The organism is Amycolatopsis mongoliensis (assembly GCF_030285665.1).
GTDB classification, from domain to species: domain Bacteria; phylum Actinomycetota; class Actinomycetes; order Mycobacteriales; family Pseudonocardiaceae; genus Amycolatopsis; species Amycolatopsis mongoliensis.
In genome coordinates this window covers 6,976,832-6,996,291 of the sequence record NZ_CP127295.1, presented here as the reverse complement: position 1 = coordinate 6,996,291, position 19,460 = coordinate 6,976,832, and the positions used below count along the sequence as shown (strand labels likewise).

The window sequence follows — 19,460 nt, the reverse complement described above, 5'->3', positions numbered from 1 at the left end:
TCGACGGCGGTCAGCAGTTCGTCTGGTGACGCGGGGCCGGCCCGAGCGCCTCGACCAGTTCCGCCACCCGGTGGTGTGCCTCCAGCGGGTGACGCAGTCGGCTTTCCGGGTGGATCGTGTAGTGGTTGCGGCGGCCCACGCGCTCGCGCTCGACGTAGCCGTCCGCGATCAGGTCCGCCAGGATGAGCTGTACGCCACGTTCGGTGATGCCGACGCGCTCGGCGATGTCGTGCAGCCGGTGGTCGGGATCTTCCGCCAGGCACAGCAGAACGTGCGCGTGGTTGCTCAGGAACGTCCACGTGGCCATGCGGGCAGCTTAGCCGTCCACACTTGACAGACGAAGCACAGTTCGTCATTCTGAAGGAGACGGAGGGGAGTACCCGCCCCGGTCCGGCATCGTCAATACGGCTGCCCCTGCGCAGACCCGGTGCCGGCGCCACGCTCGCGTGGTCGGGAAGACCTCCGGTTCGCCACCGAACCGGAGGAGTGTGCCGTGACCGTCCCCTTCTGGGCCTGGGCCGCCGTGCTGGGCGTCATCCTGCTGATGCTCGCGGTCGACCTGTTCGCCCACCGCAAAGCGCACGTCGTCGGCGTCCGCGAAGCGCTGACGTGGTCCGGCGTGTGGGTCGCGCTCGGCGTCGCGTTCGGCGCCGTCGTGTGGTGGGTCTGGGGCGCGGAGCTCGCGGGCCAGTACTTCGCCGGGTACGTGATCGAGAAGTCCCTGGCCGTCGACAACGTCTTCGTGTTCGCGATCATCTTCGGCTACTTCGCCGTGCCCCGCGAACACCAGCACCGCATCCTGTTCTACGGCGTCATCGGCGCACTGGTCTTCCGGGCGGTGTTCATCGCCGCCGGCTCGGCGCTGCTGGCGAGCTTCGCCTGGATCCTTTACGTGTTCGGCGCTTTCCTCGTCCTGACCGGCATCCGGATGGCGCTGCACCGCTCGGGACCGGTGGACTACGAGCAGAACGTCGTCCTGCGCGTGTTCCGCCGGCTCGTCCCGTCGACGGATGTCCACCACGGCAAGAAGTTCCTCGTCCGCGAGGCGGGCCGATGGGTGGCGACGCCGCTGCTGGCGGTGCTGGTGCTGATCGAGGTCACCGACGTGGTCTTCGCGGTCGACTCGATCCCGGCGATCTTCGCGGTGACGCAGGAGCCGTTCCTGGTCTTCACCTCGAACGCGTTCGCCATCCTCGGCCTGCGCGCGCTGTACTTCCTGCTCGCCGACCTCATGCACCGGTTCGTCTACCTCAAGCTCGGCCTGGCGCTGGTCCTCGTCTGGGTCGGCGTGAAGATGCTGCTGCTGGAGGTCTGGAAGATCCCGACGGGGCTTTCGCTGGGAGTGGTCGGCCTGATCCTCGCGACGGCGGTCGTCGCGAGCCTGCTGCGGACCCGCACCACCGACGTCGGCCCGCCGCTGACCTAGCCGGCGGGCCTGGCGCGGGCAGTCCGGGGCGGTCCGGCGAGCCGGACCACCCCGCGCCGGTCACGCACCCGGCATCGGCCGGGCCACCGCCCGGGCGAAGACGTTCCGCAGCAGCTGCTGCACCGCCGGGTCCACCCGGATCGCGCCGTTGAACGTCAGCGACGACGTGCTGAACACGAAGCCGCCGCCCGGGAGTTCCCTGCAGACCATGGCCGCGCCCGCGCGGTCGGTCGGGTTCGTGCCCTGCGCGATGACCGCGGACGGCGGCACCTCGCCGTCGAAGCCCTGCAGGGTGTCGAACTCCCACGCGCTCGCCGCGCCGTTGCGGCCGTCTGCGCCGAACTCGTCGCCCACCGACAGGCCCGTCCCGGCCAGGAACGGGTGGTCGCGCAGCACCCGGTACGGCGCGAACGTCATCCAGCCCTCGTATTCGAAGTTGACGCCGAGCAGCTGCGACTCCGGCAGGTCGTAGTGGTCGAGGAACAGGTCGCGGCTGCCGTCCGCGGCGCGGAACGTCAGCGTGGTGCCGTCGGTGTTGAACTCGGCGCGCTCGTAGATCTGGTTGCCACCGGTCGCGATGACGCTGCCGCCCGCCGCGATGTAGTTCGCCAGGTTGGTGCGCATGGTCATCGAGAAGTACTCCGGGTGCGCGCCGAGCACGATCGCGCTGTACGCCGAGAGCCAGCCACCGGCGTGCAGGTCGTAGTCGGTGTAGCAGTCGAACCCGATCTGCTCGCCGCTGAGCCACCGCAGCAGTTCCAGGTCGCTCCACAACTCGTTGTCGTACTGCCCCTTCGGCGCGATCAGCCAGTCGTAGCTGGGCCGCAGGAACGAGATCACGCGCCGGACGCCGGGCTGGCCTTCGGAGTACTGGTCGTGCCCGCCCCAGCCGTTGTAGGCGTGGTAGGTGTTGGTCGGCAGGACCACCGCGATCTTGTGCGCGGGTGCCGCCGGCCGCACCACGAACGGGATGTGCTGCACCCGGTTGAACGGCCCGGTGAACTGGGCCGAGTACACCCCGGACGGCCAGCCGGCGGGGATGGCGACGCCGTAGCGCTCGGCCCAGCCGCACCCGGCCGAGCGGTAGTTCGACGGCAGCGCCTGGATCCCGCCGGTGACGGTCGTCGTCCCGGTGACGGCCGTGGGCGTGTCCCCGCCGGGCACCACGCGCACGACCTGCGCGGTGACCGAGCTGAACGCCGTCGACAGCGCGACGGACACCCGGCCGCCGGCGGGCACGCTCTGCCGCCGCGCGTACCCCTGCAGCCCGACGCTGCGCTCGATGGTGAAGCCCTGGCCGACCAGCTTGCCGGTCGAGTTGTTGATCCACCGCGCCCCGCCGTCGGTGTCGACCGTCTGGGAATTGGTCATCCGCAGCTCGATGAGGTCGCCGTCGTCGCCGGGCTCGGTCGAGTGGTCGATCCGGATGAGGTAGATGGCGCCGTTGGCGACGCCGGTGAACAGGTCCCGGCGGATGAGCTCGAACCAGTCGCTGTCGCCGATCACGATGGGCGACCCGTCGTTCGCCCAGCCCTCACCGTCGCGGTAGCGGAACCAGGTGAGCGCGCCGGTGCCGCCGACGGCGTAGATGACGTTCCCGCTGTCGGCGAACAGGTAGCGAGCCACGTTGAACCCGCTGCCGAGTGCCTGCGGCGTCTCGAAGGTGCCGTTGATCCGCCGCGACCGGTAGAGGACGCCGTCAGCGTCGACGCACCAGATGCTCCCGCCCGGGCCGCCGAAGATCCGCGGGTAGGCGTTGAACCCGGTCCCGACGACGACGCCGGTGCCGCCGTTGGCCCAGTAGCCCGCGCCGGTCTCCAGGTCGGTGACGATCCGCTGGTAGTACAGCACGGTCCCGTTCCCGCGCACGCCGTAGAGGACGCCGTCGGTGTCGCCGAGCACGGTGACGAAGTCCTGCCACCCGGAGCCGATCTGCACCCCGAAGCCGCCGCCCGCCCAGTCGAACGCGGCGGTGGACCAGCCCTTGTGCCGGAACCAGTACAGCGCCCCGTCCGCCTGGACGCCGTAGAGGATGCCGTCGCCGCCGCCGACGAACCGGCTCCACCGCTGGTGCGGGTCGGCCGCCGAGACCGCCGCCGCGGTGGCCTCCGGCATTTCGTTCGCCCGTCGGTAGCCTTCGGGCACCTCGGCTTCGCTGATCGGAAGTTCTTCACGACCGGTGATGAATCCCATGCCCACCCCCACGCTTTCGGCGTGCGACCCTCGCGGACGCCTACTTCTCAAGCGCGCGAGACGCCACTGGCTTTACACGATTGAGTGATGATTACCCGATAGGCGCAACCGTGGGTGGCGATCTGCGCTGGTGGTGCGGGCCGGCGCGCCGAGGGGGAGGGAGCGCACCGGACCGCGTGACACGCGCTAGCCCTGTCTTTCGCACATGGGAGTGAGTGAGATGCTCCCGGAAATCGCCGGGATTCGTTGATCATGGTGGTTGGGTGGGGTCGACGGCAAGAAGGTCGAGTAGTCGGGCCTGGACAGGGCCGGGTTGCGGGATGGTCGCGGGTTGGCCGTTGGTGGCCGGGATCAGCCGTAGCCCGGCCAGGGCCTGGAAAATGAGCATGCCGGTGGGCTTGGCCTTCTGGCCGGGATACAGCCCGGTCATGGTGGTGTCCGGGGCGAGGGCTCGGTGAACGGAACGCTCGACCAGGCAGAAGATCAGCAGTGCCAGGCAGATCACGGTGATCAGGGCTTCGATGCGCCGGTTGGTCTTGAGGAACATCGGCGCGACCGCGAGTGGGCCCTTGAACGCGCTGTAACGGCGTTCCACCCCTTCCTGGCCCTTGTAGCGGATCAGCACCGAGGCGGCGTCGATGGTGGCGGGCAGGTTGGTGAGCAGGGCGTACCAGCCGTCGGTAGCAGCTTCCGTGTCCAGGGCGGCCTGGTCGAACCACCAGGTCAGGGTGGGTTTGCCGGTGGCGGGGTCGGTGCCGGTCTCGCTGCGCAGATAGGTTTTCACCCGGCGGTCGCGGGCGATGGCGGTGACCCGGTCGGTCACGGCCTGCTCAGCCGGGTAGTGCCGCGATCCCAGGCCGCGAGTCAGCCGTTCCAGGTCGTCGCGGGCGCGGTCGAGCTTCTTGGCCCGTGCCGTGACGGCCGCCGCGGCTCGCGCGCTGGAGTGCACGAACACCCGCCGCAACCGGAGCGCGGGATCGGTCTTCTTCTTGCCGGGCACGGTCAGCGTGTCCTCACGCACCCGCCAGGCGCCAGCGTGATCGGCGGGCTTGCCCGCGTCACGTTCCGCGGTGTAGTCCACGGTGGTGGCTTCGTCGATGTCGAGCCCGGCCAGCTCGGCGGCACCGACGTAGAGCTTGGACGCCGGGGCGATGAACTCCACCCCGGCTGTGATCATCGCGTGCAGATTGCCGTAGGAGATGAGTTTGGAGTCGCCGACGAGCAGGAAACTCCTCGGCCCGGCGACGTCTTTCAACGCGGTCATCGCACCCACGACCTGGGCCACCTCGCCGGCGTTGCCGTCGTAGGCGCGGTGCCAGAGCGGGATCCCGCCATCCCCGGTGACCGCCAGCCCGGCCTGGACCTGCTTCAGATCCGGGCGGCGGTCCTTCGGATGACCGAACTTCGGGGTCGCGAACTGGTCATCGGCCTGCTCGTAGGCGCCATACAGCGAGATCGAGGTCATGTCCCAGTGCAGCCGGGACACATCGACCCCGAACGCGGCGATCGCTTGCGCCCCAACCGATCCGACAATCCTGTCGAGTTCCGGCGCGATCGCGTCCAAAGCACGGGCGATCCGGTCATCACCCAGCGCGGCCGGGTCCACGTCGAGCGCCTCCTCGACCGCCCAGGCGCGTGCCCAGTCCTGCACCCGGTACAACGGCGACGGCGACGTCAGCCGGTTCGCCACCAGCGCCTCGATCACCTGACCATGGGTCAGGATCGCCACATCCGCCCGGATCGGGCAGGCCCGATCGACGATCCCGGCCAGGTCCAGCCGGTGGCAGTACTCGGCCACCACCGGCAACGCACCCAGCATCTTCTCCACACTCGGCCCGCCATAGGCCATCGGCTGCCGAGACCGTCGTTCCCGCATCCCACCACGATAAGATGATCAAGACCAATCGCTGTTCCGGCCCCAACCACCCTCACGTGCGAAAGACGGGGCTAGCCGACCGTCACCGATCGCGCTGACCGGCGGTCGCGGGCGTCAGAGCACGGCGAGGCGGTCCAGCAACCGCTCGGCCTCCCGGATCTCCGCGCTGAGCGGGTGGTCCTCCGGGATGTGCGGGAGGCCGCACTCTGGCCTCTGTACCTACTAGTATGTACAGTGTTCGGCGTGGACACCCGGGACCAGCTCATCGACAGCACCCGCGAGCTGCTGTGGGAACGCGGCTACGTGGGCACCAGCCCCAAGGCCATCCAGCAGCACGCCGGCGCCGGGCAAGGCAGCATGTACCACCACTTCTCCGGCAAGCGGGAGCTGGCGCTGGAAGCCGTGCAGCGCAGCGCGGACGAGCTTCTGGCGGCCGCCGAGGCGCAGCTGCGCACGCCCGGGACCGCCGTCGAGCGGATCACCGCGTACCTGCGTCGTGAGCGCGAAGTGCTCAGGGGCTGCCCGATCGGCCGGCTCACGCAGGACCCCGGGATCGTCGCCGATCCGGAGCTGCGCGCGCCGGTCGACGAGACCCTGACGCGCCTGCGGGCCCGCTTGGCGGAGGTCCTCGACGAGGGCCGGGCCACGGGCGAACTGCCCGCCGGGCTGGACACCACGGCACTGGCCGCCACCGTCGTAGCCGTCCTGCAGGGCGGCTACGTGCTGGCCCGTGCCGCGAACGCGCCCGAACCGTTCGACCAGGCCGTTTCCGGCATCCTCTCCCTGCTCACCGCCTTCTGAGGAGTCCCTTCGTGCACGTCCGCCCCGTTCCCCCGGCCAGCTCCCCCGCACCCGCCGACGTGATCTCCGGCAGTGCGTGGGTCACGTCGCTCGCCGTCCCCGAAGGTCCGTCACGGACCCGGGTCGACCGCGTGCAGTTCGCGCCCGGGGCCCGCACGCGCTGGCACCGGCACCCGCTCGGCCAGGTCCTCGTCGTCACCGACGGCACCGGGTACGTGCAACGACGGGGCGCCCCGGCCCAGCTGATAAGGCCGGGCGACACGGTCCGCGTCGCCGCCGGCGAATGGCACTGGCACGGCGCGACCGACACTTCGCCGATGACGCACCTGGCCATCGAAGAGATCCCCGACGACGGCACCCCGACGGAGATCGGCGACCCGGTCGCCGGCGCCGAGCCCGCGCCCGTCCCGACCGCGCCCGTCACCCGGACGCTGGTACTGGAGCAGTACCTCCCGGCACCCCGCCTGGTCGAGCTCGTCGAGATCCGCCGCATCACCATCGCCCCCGGCCACGGCCCGGGCCTGCACGTCCACAATGGACCGGTGTTCGGCAGCATCGAAGCCGGTTCGGCCGTCTACCGGATCGAGGGCGAACCCGCGGCGGTGCTGCGGCCCGGCGATGTCTTCTACGAGCCGGAAGCGACGCGCATCGCCCGCTTCGACGCGCAGGAGGACGGCGTCACGTTCATCGCCCACTTCCCCGTGGGGCCGGGCGAGACTCCTCGCCTGGACCCGCTGGAAAGCTAGGGCGCGACGAAGTAGTCGCCGCGCTCCAGGTCGTCCAGCAGACCCGGGTGGCTGGGCTCCCAGCCGAGCAGCCGCCGCGTCCCGATGCCGGAGACCGGCCCGTCGAAGCCGTGGACGCGGGCCATGAACGGGCTCGCGAAGTGCGTCGCGGCTTCGTCCGGGGTCAGGGAAACCGCGGGCAGACCGAGCTTGCGGGCGATCGTTTCCGCGATGCTCTTGAACGTCACGCTTTCGGCCACGCCGTGCAGCACGCTGCCGGCGGGAGCTTCTTCCAAGGCCAGCCGGAACAGGATCGCCGCATCACGGCGGTGGACCGCGGGCCAGCGGTTGCCACCCTCGCCGACATAGGCCGACACGCCGGTCTTGCGGGCCGTGGCGATGAGCATCGGGAGGAAGCCGTGGCCTCGCGGGCCGTGGACGGTCGGGGCCAGGCACGCGACGTGCTGACGAACGGCTTGCCCGCCCCCGGCCCGCCGAGCGCCTCGATCGCGGCCGTGTCGCGCCGCGTCAGGTCGTCCGGGTCGGCGAAGTCGCCGCGCAAGGCAGCGAGGTCTTCCAGCGCACCGCGGAGTGCGTTGGCGCCCAACGATTCCAGCCGCGCGGCCGCGGCCTCCGAGCGCGCGAGGCCGGTGACGGTGTGACCGGCCGCGAGGAGCCCGGCGACCACGGTGGGGCCGGTCTGGCCGGAACCCCCGGTGACGAAGACATGCACGGGAAGACTCCCGTCGAGACGACTTAGGGCCAGTTACTGGCATTACGCGGAGCGCCGGTTACTGGCGCACCGTGACGCCAGTCACTGACGGAATGCGGTAGCCTCGGCTCGTGCCACGAAGCGGAGCGGAAGCGCGCCGCCGCCTCCAGCAAGCGGCTCTCGACCTGTACGGGGAACGCGGGTTCGACCGGACCACGACCGCGGAGATCGCCGCGCGGGCCAGTCTCAACGAGCGCACGTACTTCCGGCACTTCGCGGACAAGCGCGAAGTGCTCTTCGACGGCGAAGCCGACCCTGCGCGACACGATGACCCAGGCCGTGGCCGAGGCGCCCGACGGCCTGACGCCGTTCGAGATTCTGCTGTGCGCGTTCCGGCAGGCCGCGCGGATCCTCGAGGCCAACCGCCCGTTCTCCGAGCCGCGGCTGGCGATCATCGCCGCGACCCCGGCGCTGCGCGAACGCGAGCTGGCCAAGCACGCGTCACTCACCGATGCCCTGGCCGAAGCGCTGCGCCGGCGCGGGGTCCCCGGCGGGCCGGCGGGCCTGGCCGCGCAGACCGGCTGGGCGACCTTCCACCACGCGGCCCAGGCCTGGATCGACGACCCGTCGCAGAGCCTCGATGTCCATCTCTCGCAAGCTTTCGCCGAGCTGCGGGCCCTGTCCGCACCCCCGGGAGACGACCGATGACCGACCAGAAGGGCGTGCTGGTGACGGGCGGATCGCGCGGCATCGGCCGGGCGACCGCGGTGGCCTTCGCGGCGCGCGGGTACCGCGTCGCGGTGCAGTACGCCACCCGGCGCGACGACGCCGAGACGACGCTGCGCGAGCTGGCGGGGTCCGGGCACACGTGCCTAGCCGGCGACCTGGGCGATCCGGCCGCGGCACGCCAGGTCGCCGACGAAGCGATCGCGGCGCTCGGCCGCATCGACGTCCTGGTCAACAACGCCGCCCAGGCCCCGACGGAGCAGACCCGGCACGCCGTTCCCGAAGTCGGGTACGACCAGTGGGTGGCGGTGTGGCGGCGCACGGTCGACGTCAACCTCCTCGGCGCCGCGAACGTCACCTGGGCGGTGGCCCGGCACCTGATCGAGCACGGCCGCCCGGGCAGCATCGTCAACGTCGGCTCGCGCGGCGCGTTCCGCGGCGAACCCGAGCACCCGGCCTACGGCGCGAGCAAGGCGGCCCTGCACGCGTTCGGCCAGTCGATGGCGATCGCCCTTGCCCCGCACGGGATTTCCGTGACGTCGGTGGCGCCGGGGTTCGTCGCGACCGAGCGCCAGGAGGCCAAGCTCGCCGGCCCGGGCGGCGAGGCGCTGCGGGAGCAGAGCCCGTTCGGCAGGGTCGGCACTCCCGAGGACGTCGCCGCGGCGATCGTCCACCTCGCCTCCCCGGAGGCGGCGTGGAGTTCCGGCGCGATCCTCGACGTCAACGGCGCGTCGTACCTGCGCTGACCGGTCACGCCCCCGCCGCCGGGACCAGCACCTCGACCACTCCCCCGGCTTCGCGCACCACCAGGTGCGGCAGCGGCGGCGGCGTCACCGGCAGCTGGTGGGTCAGGACCACGCCGTCCACCGCGAACGACGTCCGGTGGCACGGGCAGTTCAGCCGCCGCGCCGGGGCGTCCAGGTTCAGCCGGCAGCCCAGGTGCGTGCAGGTCGCCGAAACCGCGCGGACCTCACCTCCCGAGCGCTGGACGAACCCCGCCACCGCACCGAAGTCGAACGGCAGCACCGCGCCTTCGGGCAGGTCGTGCCCCGCCACGACCGCCCGCCACTCGCCGTTCTCGGGACGCAGGGTCTCCTCCTGGGCCGCCGGCTCGGCTCCCGACGTCACCAGGTGCTCGACGCCCGCGCCCGCCGCGGCCGCCACCGCCGCGGCCGAGGACACCTGGATGAAGCGGCGGCGGTTGCCGCCGCGCGCGGGTGCGGGGTCCCCGAGCTCCTGGGCGAGCCGCCGGTGCAGCCCGGCGACGAACTCCTCGCTCGCCGCCGCGGCTCCCGGCCGGGCCGCGCGCAGCAGCACCGCGGTCCGCAGCTCGGCTTCGTCACCGGGGCCGGCCGCGAACGGGCGCGGCCGGCGCCGGCTCAGCAGGTCCTTGACGAACCGGCGGACACCTCGAGTGGTCACGTCCGGCTCCCTTCCGCCAGCTGGGCCGCCTGCCGCAAAGCGCGGTGCTGCAGCACCTTCGCGTTGCCGACGGTGATGCCGAGCTCCGCCGCGGCTTCCTTGAGCGAGCACGCCTGCAGGAACCGCAGCCGCAGGATGCGGCCGTACCGCTCGGGCAGCTGACCGAGGATCGCCTCGGCGCGGGCCGGCGTCCGCGGGTCGATCGGGTCGGCCTCGAAGGCCGCGATGTCGCGCTCCTCGTCCAAGGTGGTGATCTCCCGGCCGAGGGTGCGCCGCCAGTGCCCGGCCAGCACCGTCCGCGCGGTGGCCAGCAGGTACGCCCGGACCTCGCCCACGCTCGCCGAGACGCGCAGCGGCCGCAACGCCGTCAGGAAGACCTCGGTGGTGAGGTCCTCCGCGTCGGGCCGGTTGCCCACCTTGGAGAACATCAGCCGGTACACGCGATCGACGTTGTCGCGGTAGACCGCCTCCCAGTCCGGGTAGACGTCCGCGCCGACCACGTGCAGCCGCGCGGGCGGCGTCGCGCCCGCGTCGCCCTCTTCGGCGCGCCTGCGCCGGAACCGCTGTGCCACCGGCACCGCCCGCCTTCTCCCCGCCGATTCTCCCGCCACCTGAGGGATACGCGTCCGGGTTACGGCGTAACCGGCGACCGTATCGGCAAGCGGACCTTCCGACGATCCGGGGAGAGCAATGACCACATCGATGTCGCGCCGGCACCTGCTCGTCACCGGCGGGGCGGCCGCCGCCGTGCTCGCCACCACCGGCCTGCCGCGACCCGCCGCCGCGGCGGCACCGGCCCGGCCGGGTGGCGCGGACGTCGTCCTCGCCTGGAACCGCGCGCTGCTGACCACCGTGCGCACGGCCGGCCTCCAGCCCGCGACCGTGCACCCGACCCGCGCTTTCGCCCTGCTGCACGCGGCGATGCACGACGCCGTCGTCGCCACCGCCGGGACCGGGCGGCCGTACCTGTTCACCGTCGACGTCCCGGGCGCGGCGGCCCCGGAAGCGGCGGCGGCGCAGGCCGCCCACGACGTCCTGGCCGCGCTCTACCCCACCCGGGCCGGCGAGTTCGCCAGCCTGCTGGCCGGGCAGCTCGCCGCGGTGAACCCGGCGGGACGCCAGGCCGGCGTGCGGGCCGGGCGGCTCGTGGCCCGGCTGCTGCTCGGCCTGCGCTCCGGCGACGGATCGGCCGCGGTCCCGCCGGTGCTGCCACCGGGCACGGCACCCGGCCAGTACCGGCCGACGCCGCCCGCGTTCGCGCCCGCGGCGTTCACGCACTGGGCCGCGGTGACGCCGTTCGTGCTCGACCGGGCGGGGCAGTTCCGGCCCGGGCCCCATCCCGCGCTGGCCGGTGCCCAGTACGCGCGAGCGGTGCGCGAAGTCGCGGCGGCCGGGCGCGACACCAGCACCACCCGCACCGCCGACGAGACGCTGCAGGCGCGGTTCTGGGCGGCGCCGATCTGGAACTACTGGAACGAGATCGCCCAGTCGGTCGTCGGCGGTTCCCGGAGCAGCCTGCTGGTCGCAGCGCGCGTGTTCGCGCGGCTGAACCTGACGTTCGCCGACGCGGTGATCGCGTTCTACGAAGCGAAGTACCACTACCGGATCTGGCGGCCGGTCACCGCGATCCGGCTCGCCGCCGAAGACGGCAACCCGGCGACGGACGGCATCCCGGACTGGTCCAGCCTCGCCACCACCCCGGCGGATCCGGCGTACCCGGGCGCGCACAGCGTCATCTCGCAGGCGGGTGCCCTGGTGCTGCGGCGGGAATACGGCCCGCGGTGGCCCCTGGACGTGACGTCCGAGGCGCTGCCGGGCGTGGTCCGGCGGTTCGCGACGTTCCAGGACTCCGCCGACGAGGCGGGCTCGAGCCGGATCGTCGCCGGCGTGCACACCCGCCTCGACCACGAAGCCGGGCGCCAGCTGGGCGGCGACGTCGCCGCGTTCGTCCTCCGGTCGTGACGCTCCGGTGACGGGCCTGGCCGGCGCGGTCGCCGGTCAGGCCTTCGGCCGCTTGAGGACTTCGGTGGGCAGCCCCAGGTTCTCGACGATCCGCTCGACGGCGTCCCCGAGCCGCACGAAGTCGTCGCCGAGCGGGTCGACCACCAGGCGCCGCACGTTCGCCACGTGCGCGGGCGACGCGGCCGCCAGGTGCGCGCGGCCGGCGTCGGTCAGGGTCGCGATCGTGAAGCGGCGCCCCTGACCCGTGCACACCTTCCGGGTCACCCACCCGCGATCCTCCAGCCGGGCCACCGCGTGGGAAATCCGCGGCAGGGACCCGTTGGCCATCTCGGCGATCTCGCTCATCCGCAGGTTCTCCCCCGGCACCACCGAAAGCCGCGCCAGGATCATGTAGCCCAGCAACGTCAGGTCGGCGTCGCGCAGCAGCTGGCTCTCCAGCGCTCCCGGCAAGGTGAGCAGGACCTTCGCGAGATTGATCCACACCCGCCGCTCGTCTTTGCCCAGCCGCTCGAACGGCTCCTCTGCACCCTGCTCGTCCACGCTTGACTTTAACACGCAACTCAATCTACCTTTGGGTTTAACACGCAACCCAAGGAGGAGCGATGACCACCACCGCCACCCGGACGTCCGCCACGGCCCTTCGCCTGGGGGTCGCCGTCGTGGCGGCCGCCGCCGTCAACGCCGTCATCGCGCTCACCGCGTCCTCCCTCGACGACGGCGGGATCGGCGTGGGACTCAACGCCGCCTCCTACCTGCCAGCGACCGTGCTCGGGCTGCTCCTCGGCACCGCCGGCTGGTTCCTGATCGCCCGCCGGGCCCCGAAGGCGCTGCGCGTGGTCGTCCCCGCGGTCCTCGTCCTGACGTGGATCCCGGACCTGCTGCTCCTGACCGCGGGCGCGACCGCCGCCAACGTCGTGGGGCTGATGCTCATGCACCTGGTGGTCACGACGGCGGCCGTCCTCGCGTTGCGCCCGACCCTGCGGGATCCGGCGACGGCACCGGCCGCGGAGGGCGTCCAGCAGGTACGCGCGCACCGCGGGTGACACCGGCTCCGGGACACTGCTTCGACAGCAGGCACCGTGCCCGGCACCCTCCCGGGCCGCACCGGAGGAGTTCGGATGGACTGGGAACCGACGAGACGATCCCTGCACGGCGTCGCGGAGCTGCTGCTGGCGGGCCCGCAGCACCGCGCGACCGGGCGCATCGACCTCCGGGTGACCGAGGGCGGGTTCGCGACCGTCGCCGGGCCCGCGCTGAGCGTCGACGGCGACGAGCTCCGCACGGACTCCGCCCGGGTACCGCTGGCCGGGCGCACCTACGCCGCGGTCGCGGCGGAAGCCGGGTTCGAGGCGGGCGAGCCGGCGGGCGTCTACTCCGACGGCCCCGGTGTCCGGCCCTCCGAGACGATCACCTTCGACGCGGACGCGCTGGAGGCCTTGTCGGCGGCCTTCGCGGAGGGGGACCGGGCGCTGCGCGACTTCGCGCCGGACGCCACCCCGGTGCTGTGGCCCGAGCACTTCGACGTCGCGATCACCGTCGACGAGGTCAACTACGGCGTCTCCCCCGGCGACGGCTACCTGGGCGAGCCCTACGCCTACGTCGGGCCGTTCGAGGCGCGGGAGGGCGAGTTCTGGAACGCGCCGTTCGGGGCCGCCCGCCCGCTGCGCGACCTCACCGGCGCGGTGACGGCGTTCTTCCGCACCGGCCGCGACCAGCTTTGAGCCGCTCGCGGTCAGTCCGCAGGCGGTAGCCGGGCGGGCTCACCGGCCCCGGAACAGGGCGACCAGGCCGTGGGGTGCGTCGTCGCCGAAGAGGAGCTCGTGGAGTTCCGTGCCGTCGGCCGCGGCTTCGGCGCCGCGGGCGAACATGGCCTGTTCGTACTCGGCGAGCGCGGCCTCGACGTCGTCGTGCGCGGCGAGGGCCCGGCCGAGCTCGGCGCCGTCGAGCATGGCCAGGTTCGCGCCTTCGCCGTTCGGGGCCGCGAGGTGGGCGGCGTCCCCGACGAGCGTCACGCCCGGGACCCGGTCCCACCGGTGCCCGATCGGCAGCGTGTGGAGGGGACGCAGGACCGGCGCGGTGTCGCTGCCGGTGATCAGCTCGGTGAGCTCCGGCGCCCAGCCCGCGAACTCCCGCGCCGTCCGGTCGGTCGCGGCGGCCGCGTCGCCGAAGTCGCCGAACCACTCCACCGGCTCGGTCAGCGCCACGTAGGTGTGCAGGGTGCCGCCCTTCTCGCGGTGGGCCTGGATCCCCTTGCCCGGCGCGAGCGCGAACAGGGAGCCGCCACCGACCGCCGTCGCGGCGGCCGGGTGCCGGGTGTCGCCGTCGTACAGGAAGGTCTCGACGAACGAGCGGCCGGTGTACTCGGGGGTGGCCGCCGACAGCAGCGGCCGGACCTTCGACCAGGCGCCGTCCGCGCCGACCAGCAAGCTTGTGGTGACGGTGGTGCCGCCGGCGAAGGTCACCTCGTGGCGGCCGTCGCCCAGCCCGCGGACGCCGCCGACCTTGTGTCCCCAGTGGACGGTGCCGTCCGGGAGCGAGTCGAGCAGGAGCTGCCGGAGCTCGCCGCGCTGCACTTCGGGGCGTCCTCCGGTGCCGTCGTCGGGTTCGTCGTACAGGACCGAGCCGTCGTGGCCGAGGACCCGGACGGCCTGGCGGCCGTCCAGGACGAGCGCGCGGAACCCGTCCGCCAGGCCCGCCGCTTCGAGGGCGACCTGGCCGTTGTGGTCGTGGATGTCGAGCATCCCGCCCTGCGCACGCGCAGCCGGGGACGTCTCGGCCTCGTACACCGTGACCGGGATGCCGTGGACGTGCAGGACGCGAGCGAGGACGAGGCCGCCGAGCCCGGCGCCGATGATCGTGACGTTCATGGTGACTCCTCCGCCGTTGTGGAATGTCATTCCATATTGGAACACCGTTCCAGTCATGTCAAGATGAGGGCATGGCACCACGCACCCGCCGCACCGAGGCACTCAGCCGGGACCGGATCGTCGAGGCGGCGGTCGAGCTGCTCGACACCTCCGGCGAGGCCGGGCTGACGTTCCGGACCCTGACCGAACGCCTCGCGACCGGGGCGGGGGCGATCTACTGGCACGTGGCGAACAAGGGCGAGCTGCTCGAGGCCGCCACCGACGGCGTCATCGCCGCCGCGCTGACCGTCGAACCCGCCGGTGCACCGCGCGACGGGATCCGCGCGGTCGCGCTGGGCTTGTACGACGCGATCGAGCACCACCCCTGGCTGGCCACGCAGCTGACGTCCCAGCTCTCGCGCAGCCCGTGGGGATCGGTGACGCCGCGCATCTTCGAAGCCATCGGCCGCCGGGTCCACGCGCTGGGCGTGCCCGAAGGCCACCGGTTCACGACGACCTCCGCCCTCGTCACCTACATCCTCGGCGCCGCCGGCCAGAACGCCGCGAACGCCACGAGCGCCGTGCCCCACGCGAGCCGCGCCGAGTTCCTCGACGCCGTGTCGAAAGCCTGGGAGGAGCTGGACCCGGACGACTACCCGTTCACCCGGGCGGTGGCGGCCGAAGTGCGCGGGCACGACGACCGCGAGCAGTTCCTCGCCGGGGTGGACCTCGTCCTCGCCGGCATCACGGCCGTGCACCTGCCTGCCAGACCGGGACGGGCCGGGTGATACACCCACGAAAACCGGTGCCGTCGCGAAATTCATTGCTGAATTTCCGGGCGCCGGAACCGGACGTATTCCGTCGTACACTGACCGGATGGGCGATCAGGAGCAGCGAGCACTCGATTCCCTCTACGAGATCGACAATGTGCTGACGATCAACATCACGATGCCGCCGGCGGACTGGGACGCGGTGCGCACCGAGCAGCCGGCCGGCGGGACGTGCAACTTCGACTGGGCCGGGGGCAGCCGTTTCACCTGGCGCAAGGCGGCTTCGGTCGAGATATCCGGGACGAAGTTCCCCGCGAAGACTTCCTTTCCCGACGTGGGGATCAAGAAGAAGTCCTTCTGCGGCTCGCTCAACAGCGACAAACCCTGTCTGCACATCGACTTCGGGAAGTTCCTCGACGCCAACAAGGCCCCGGTCCAGAAGCTGATCGGCTCGCGCTACCTGACGCTCAACAACTCGGTCCAGGACGCCTCCTTCGCCCGGCAGCTGCTCGGCTACCGGCTGTTCGAGCTCGCCGGGCTCCCCCATTCCCGGGGCAACTTCGCCCAGGTGCTGGTGAACGGCACCCCGATCGGCCAAGGAGTCGCCGGCGTGACCGCCCCCGGCGTCTTCGTGAATGTCGAGCCGGTCATGCCGCGCTACATCGAACGCAATTTCGACAGCACGAAAGGGAACCTGTACGAGCTCGAGCACAAGGACGACTTCGTCGACCAGAGGTTCGGCTTCATCGGGGTGGAACCGCTGTCGAAGTTCGAGGACAAGGCCGATCTGCGGCTCGCCATCGACCACATCGCCGCGCACGGGCTGGCCGGCGCGAGCGAGGTGTTCGACCTCGACCAGTTCGTCAAGGTCTACGCGATGGAGTTCTTCCTCAAGCACTGGGACGGCTATTCCCGCAACACCAACAACACCTACGTGTACAACGACGTGGACGCCGTCGCGGCGCCCGGCGTGCACGACGTCAAGTTCAAGATGATCCCGTGGGGACTCGACCAGACCCTGCAACCCGCCCGGCACTTCCGGATCGACACGGCCGGGCTGCTCGCCAAGCTCGTGCGCGACGACGCCGGCCGCCGCGCTCAGCTGATCGGCCAGATCCGCGCCTACCGCGACAGCGTGTTCGGCTACCGGACGCAGGAGACGGTGCTCAAACCGCTGCTCGAGCGGATGGCGGTGCTGCTGACCGGCCTCGGCGTGCCCGACGTGCCCACACAGATCACCACGGTCCGGAAGCAGCTCCGGCTCGCCACGTCCGCCGGTTACCTCTGCGGCGGCCTGCCGGGTGCCGACGGAGCCTACGTCCGCGAGGACGTCACCAACGAGTGCATGCACGCCAGTGGCACCGAAACCGTTCCGGGGGATCCGGAGAGTTTCGAAGTCGTCCACCGGCTCCGGCCGGCGAACGTCGAAGGCGGGGACCTGTGGTGCTTCGGCACTCTCGGCACCGGGAAGTCGCTCACCAGCAAGGCATCCGGCCGTTTCCTCCACGCGAGCAAGACGACGTCGGGCCAGGGTCACGAACTGCTGTGCACGCACGCCGCGGACGACTCCGACCACGCCGAAGAGTTCTCGGTCGTCCCGGTCGACCCGCCGGACGACGAATTCGCCTACAGCGGCTATTTCACGCTGACGAGCGTCCGGACCGGTGCGAGCGCGGCTTTCGGCACCGACCCCGCGGCGAGCGGGCGGCCCCGGGTCCACCAGGACGCCACGGCGTCGAAACTGTACTTCTCCTGAGTCAGAGGACCGCGTAGCCACCTTCGTCGTCGACGACGAGGATCTTCCACTCGTCGCCGACGGCGAACGTCGTGACGCCTTCCGGCTTCGCACTGCGGTGGAAGGTGACGTCGAGCAGCCGGACTTCGTCGTCGCCGCGGTTCCACGTGCCGAGCCGGAACGGGACCTCGCCGTGGCTGGCCGACCGGCCGAGCAGCAGCAGGAAGGCACCGGTTCGCGCGTCGCGGGAAATGTCGCGGATGCCTTGCACCTCGGCCCAGGGAGGCAGCCGGGCGGACAGCAGGACGGGTGTCCCCAGCGCCGCGGTCGTCCAGTTCCGGCCGAGGTCGACCGGAACCTGAACCATGGTGACGCGGCCGGGGACGGCCGGTCCCCGCAGGCCGAACAGCAACGCGCCCGCGTGCGCGTCCCAGGCGAGACCTTCGATGTTGAGCCCCCCGGCGTCCGGCTCCAGCCGGCCGGCCGCGGCGAGCGCGGGCACGTGCGCGAGCAGCCAGTCGCGGAACCCCGCCATCGGTTCGGCGGGCAGGTCGCCGTCGGGGAGGTACCGGACGCGCACCAGGCCGTCGTTGCTCCGATACCGCCGGCCGGCCTCTGCGACCGACAGCGAGGAGGAGACGATGAGGAAGGTCCCGCCGTCGAGGTCGGCCCGGGCGAGGCCTTCGGGATCACCCAGGCCGTCGGCGCCGGTCAACCGGCGCCGACGGATCCGGTCGACCGTCTCCACGTCGGCGTCGAACGTCATTTCGAACAAAGCGGTGGGGTCTTTGTTGTCGACGAAGGTGAAACGCCGGGAACCCGTCCGCACCACGCCGGAAGCGTTGAACGGGTTTTTGCCGTTTCTTTCGCGGAACGGCGTCGGTTTGACGTTCTTCCGCTGCGCCACGGATCGAGTGTAAACCGGGTTCGGGTCCCGGCGAGCCAGGATGGCACTCAGTGCCGTTCACTGCTCCGCAGGACGGCACCCACCTGGGCGACGACCTCGTGCAGCGGGGTGGCGGTCGTCAGGACCGCGACCACCGTGGCCTCGTCGCGCCCCGTGGCCCGGAACGCGTCGACGACCAGCGCGAACGCCTCGGCCGCGGCCGCCTTGATGTCACCGGTGCCGCCGGTGCGCAGCCAGCGCCGGAGGACGTGGTTGTTGGCGGCCGCGATCGCCGCCGCGGCAACGGCCGCGCGCAGGCTCGCCGTCTCGTCGCCCTGTTCCTCGTAGCGTGCCTGCAGGTAGCGCGCGAGCACCCGCTGGTAGCGGTCGACGGTCGCGACCTCCTTGTCCCGCAACGAGGGAACCGCGCGGGTGAGGGCGAACCGCTTGAGCGACACGTCGAGGTCGGCGGCGTAGGAGTCGAGCACCAGGCCGACTGCGGCGCACGCCACCTCGACCGGGTCGCGCGCGGGGTCGGCGGCGGCGAACTCCTCCTCCATCTCCGCCACGATCTCGTCGTGGTTGGCGAAGAGCACGTCGTCCTTGGCGTCGAAGTACCGGAAGAACGTGCGGCGCCCGACGCCGGCGGCGGCCGCGATGTCGTCCACCGTGGTGGCCTCGTAGCCGTTGGCCGCGAACAGGTCCACGGCCGCGGAGGCGAGGGCGCGGCGCAGCTGCCGCCGGCCCGCGGGGGTCGCCCCGACCCGGGTGGCCGGCGCGCGGCGCGGCGAATCCGTCATGGCCGGGACGGTAGCAGCCACACTTGCTAACGGCACTGAGTGCCGTTAGGCTGACGGGTGAGTTCCTCACCCCACCCCCAGCGGAAAGGCGTCGACGATGTCGCTCGACCAGCAGGTGCCGACGAGCCCCGCCCCGCCCCGGGACCCGGCGGGCGACCGGGTCGACGCCTACTACGGCCGCCTCTTCGGCTGGCCGGTGAAATGGCGTGGCGTCCACCCGTTCCTGGCACTGGAGAACGGGATCTGCGCGGTGACGCTGCCCAAGCTCAGCGCCGGCCCGGTCCTGACCCGCCTCGCGGCGACGGGCTGCCAGGGACCGGCCATGCACCTCCCGACCCAGCACGGCGCGCGGGTGGCGCTCCTCGCCGAGACCGACGGCCTGATCCCCCCGCGCTCCGCCCTGCCCAGGAACGTCGAGGTGCTCGCGTGGGGCACGCTCCTGCCCCTGCCGGTCGGGGCCCGGCGGGTGGAAGTCGCGACGGAGTGGCTCGCGGCCCCCGATCCGCACCAGCGGTGGCTGCCGAGCCTGGGCGCGGTCCTCGCGGGCATCCCCGAACGGCTGTAGCCGAAACGGTTCGAC

Annotated in this window: 21 protein-coding genes and 2 pseudogenes; 12 read left to right on the top strand and 11 right to left on the bottom strand. The window is 72.0% G+C overall.

Annotated features, from left to right (window positions below; genetic code table 11):
* Positions 1-10: 10 nt before the first annotated feature.
* Entirely contained in the window at positions 11-307 is a 297-nt protein-coding gene (locus QRX60_RS33605; RefSeq protein ID WP_285995451.1) for a helix-turn-helix transcriptional regulator, read from the bottom strand.
* A 186-nt stretch (positions 308-493) separates the two neighbouring features.
* On the opposite strand from QRX60_RS33605, the gene QRX60_RS33600 reads away from it, so the two are divergent.
* Positions 494-1,426 carry a TerC family protein gene (locus QRX60_RS33600; protein WP_285995450.1) on the top strand — a complete coding sequence of 311 codons (933 nt, stop codon included), beginning with the start codon at positions 494-496 and terminating at the stop codon, positions 1,424-1,426.
* A 60-nt stretch (positions 1,427-1,486) separates the two neighbouring features.
* Here the strand turns inward: QRX60_RS33600 and QRX60_RS33595 are convergent, their stop codons facing one another.
* Both QRX60_RS33595 and QRX60_RS33590 read right to left on the bottom strand, forming a co-directional pair.
* Positions 1,487-3,619 carry a N,N-dimethylformamidase beta subunit family domain-containing protein gene (locus QRX60_RS33595; protein WP_285995449.1) on the bottom strand — a complete coding sequence of 711 codons (2,133 nt, stop codon included), beginning with the start codon at positions 3,617-3,619 and terminating at the stop codon, positions 1,487-1,489.
* A gap of 250 nt (positions 3,620-3,869) precedes the next feature.
* Positions 3,870-5,495, bottom strand: a complete 1,626-nt coding sequence (locus QRX60_RS33590; RefSeq protein WP_285995448.1) for an IS1634 family transposase — start codon at positions 5,493-5,495, stop codon at positions 3,870-3,872.
* Between the two features lie 243 nt (positions 5,496-5,738).
* On the opposite strand from QRX60_RS33590, the gene QRX60_RS33585 reads away from it, so the two are divergent.
* Positions 5,739-6,296, top strand: a complete 558-nt coding sequence (locus QRX60_RS33585; protein ID WP_285995447.1) for a TetR/AcrR family transcriptional regulator — start codon at positions 5,739-5,741, stop codon at positions 6,294-6,296.
* An 11-nt stretch (positions 6,297-6,307) separates the two neighbouring features.
* Complete coding sequence (locus tag QRX60_RS33580) at positions 6,308-7,042, top strand: cupin domain-containing protein (RefSeq protein ID WP_285995446.1); 735 nt, start codon at positions 6,308-6,310, stop codon at positions 7,040-7,042.
* On the opposite strand, the gene QRX60_RS51485 is transcribed toward QRX60_RS33580, so the two are convergent.
* On the bottom strand, positions 7,039-7,428 hold the full coding sequence (locus tag QRX60_RS51485; protein WP_332845884.1) for a Rossmann-fold NAD(P)-binding domain-containing protein: 390 nt from the start codon (positions 7,426-7,428) through the stop codon (positions 7,039-7,041). The genes QRX60_RS33580 and QRX60_RS51485 overlap by 4 nt on opposite strands.
* 197 nt (positions 7,429-7,625) lie before the next feature.
* Positions 7,626-7,709, bottom strand: a pseudogene (locus tag QRX60_RS51480) (hypothetical protein); the annotation flags it as partial.
* A gap of 155 nt (positions 7,710-7,864) precedes the next feature.
* Between QRX60_RS51480 and QRX60_RS33570 the strand changes: the two are divergent.
* The 3 genes and pseudogenes from QRX60_RS33570 to QRX60_RS33560 form a co-directional block, all read left to right on the top strand.
* Positions 7,865-8,017: pseudogene (locus tag QRX60_RS33570) on the top strand (helix-turn-helix domain-containing protein); the annotation flags it as partial.
* A gap of 43 nt (positions 8,018-8,060) precedes the next feature.
* Entirely contained in the window at positions 8,061-8,441 is a 381-nt protein-coding gene (locus QRX60_RS33565; RefSeq protein ID WP_285995445.1) for an acyl-CoA-like ligand-binding transcription factor, read from the top strand.
* Entirely contained in the window at positions 8,438-9,205 is a 768-nt protein-coding gene (locus QRX60_RS33560) for an SDR family NAD(P)-dependent oxidoreductase (RefSeq protein WP_286003753.1), read from the top strand. The genes QRX60_RS33565 and QRX60_RS33560 overlap by 4 nt, the downstream gene beginning before the upstream one ends.
* 4 nt (positions 9,206-9,209) lie before the next feature.
* Here QRX60_RS33560 and QRX60_RS33555 read toward each other — a convergent pair whose 3' ends face one another.
* Together QRX60_RS33555 and QRX60_RS33550 are read right to left on the bottom strand one after the other, a co-directional pair.
* The gene (locus tag QRX60_RS33555) at positions 9,210-9,881 is read right to left on the bottom strand and encodes a QcrA and Rieske domain-containing protein (RefSeq protein WP_285995444.1); all 672 of its coding nucleotides are present in this window, start codon (positions 9,879-9,881) and stop codon (positions 9,210-9,212) included.
* Positions 9,878-10,459: an RNA polymerase sigma factor gene (locus QRX60_RS33550; RefSeq protein ID WP_285995443.1), complete on the bottom strand. Its 582-nt coding sequence runs from the start codon at positions 10,457-10,459 to the stop codon at positions 9,878-9,880. Before QRX60_RS33550 ends, QRX60_RS33555 begins: the two co-directional genes overlap by 4 nt.
* Positions 10,460-10,571: 112 nt before the next feature.
* Between QRX60_RS33550 and QRX60_RS33545 the strand changes: the two genes are divergently transcribed.
* Positions 10,572-11,843: a vanadium-dependent haloperoxidase gene (locus tag QRX60_RS33545; protein WP_285995442.1), complete on the top strand. Its 1,272-nt coding sequence runs from the start codon at positions 10,572-10,574 to the stop codon at positions 11,841-11,843.
* 36 nt (positions 11,844-11,879) lie between these two features.
* Here QRX60_RS33545 and QRX60_RS33540 read toward each other — a convergent pair whose 3' ends face one another.
* A complete protein-coding gene (locus QRX60_RS33540; protein ID WP_285995441.1) occupies positions 11,880-12,398 on the bottom strand; it encodes a MarR family winged helix-turn-helix transcriptional regulator in 519 nt (172 codons plus the stop codon).
* Positions 12,399-12,445: 47 nt separating this feature from the next.
* Here QRX60_RS33540 and QRX60_RS33535 point away from each other — a divergent pair, with 47 nt between their 5' ends.
* On the top strand, positions 12,446-12,886 hold the full coding sequence (locus QRX60_RS33535) for a DUF6069 family protein (RefSeq protein ID WP_285995440.1): 441 nt from the start codon (positions 12,446-12,448) through the stop codon (positions 12,884-12,886).
* A 75-nt stretch (positions 12,887-12,961) separates the two neighbouring features.
* Positions 12,962-13,564, top strand: a complete 603-nt coding sequence (locus QRX60_RS33530; protein WP_285995439.1) for a hypothetical protein — start codon at positions 12,962-12,964, stop codon at positions 13,562-13,564.
* A 39-nt stretch (positions 13,565-13,603) separates the two neighbouring features.
* Here QRX60_RS33530 and QRX60_RS33525 read toward each other — a convergent pair whose 3' ends face one another.
* Entirely contained in the window at positions 13,604-14,710 is a 1,107-nt protein-coding gene (locus tag QRX60_RS33525; protein WP_285995438.1) for an FAD-dependent oxidoreductase, read from the bottom strand.
* Between the two features lie 71 nt (positions 14,711-14,781).
* Here QRX60_RS33525 and QRX60_RS33520 point away from each other — a divergent pair, with 71 nt between their 5' ends.
* On the top strand, positions 14,782-15,477 hold the full coding sequence (locus tag QRX60_RS33520) for a TetR/AcrR family transcriptional regulator (RefSeq protein WP_285995437.1): 696 nt from the start codon (positions 14,782-14,784) through the stop codon (positions 15,475-15,477).
* An 88-nt stretch (positions 15,478-15,565) separates the two neighbouring features.
* A complete protein-coding gene (locus QRX60_RS33515; RefSeq protein ID WP_285995436.1) occupies positions 15,566-17,215 on the top strand; it encodes a CotH kinase family protein in 1,650 nt (549 codons plus the stop codon).
* Between the two features lies 1 nt (position 17,216).
* On the opposite strand, the gene QRX60_RS33510 is transcribed toward QRX60_RS33515, so the two are convergent.
* A complete protein-coding gene (locus tag QRX60_RS33510) occupies positions 17,217-18,101 on the bottom strand; it encodes a hypothetical protein (RefSeq protein WP_285995435.1) in 885 nt (294 codons plus the stop codon).
* Positions 18,102-18,148: 47 nt separating this feature from the next.
* On the bottom strand, positions 18,149-18,880 hold the full coding sequence (locus tag QRX60_RS33505; RefSeq protein WP_285995434.1) for a TetR family transcriptional regulator: 732 nt from the start codon (positions 18,878-18,880) through the stop codon (positions 18,149-18,151).
* 97 nt (positions 18,881-18,977) lie between these two features.
* Between QRX60_RS33505 and QRX60_RS33500 the strand changes: the two genes are divergently transcribed.
* The gene (locus QRX60_RS33500) at positions 18,978-19,445 is read left to right on the top strand and encodes a glycogen operon protein GlgX (protein WP_285995433.1); all 468 of its coding nucleotides are present in this window, start codon (positions 18,978-18,980) and stop codon (positions 19,443-19,445) included.
* Positions 19,446-19,460 lie beyond the last annotated feature (15 nt).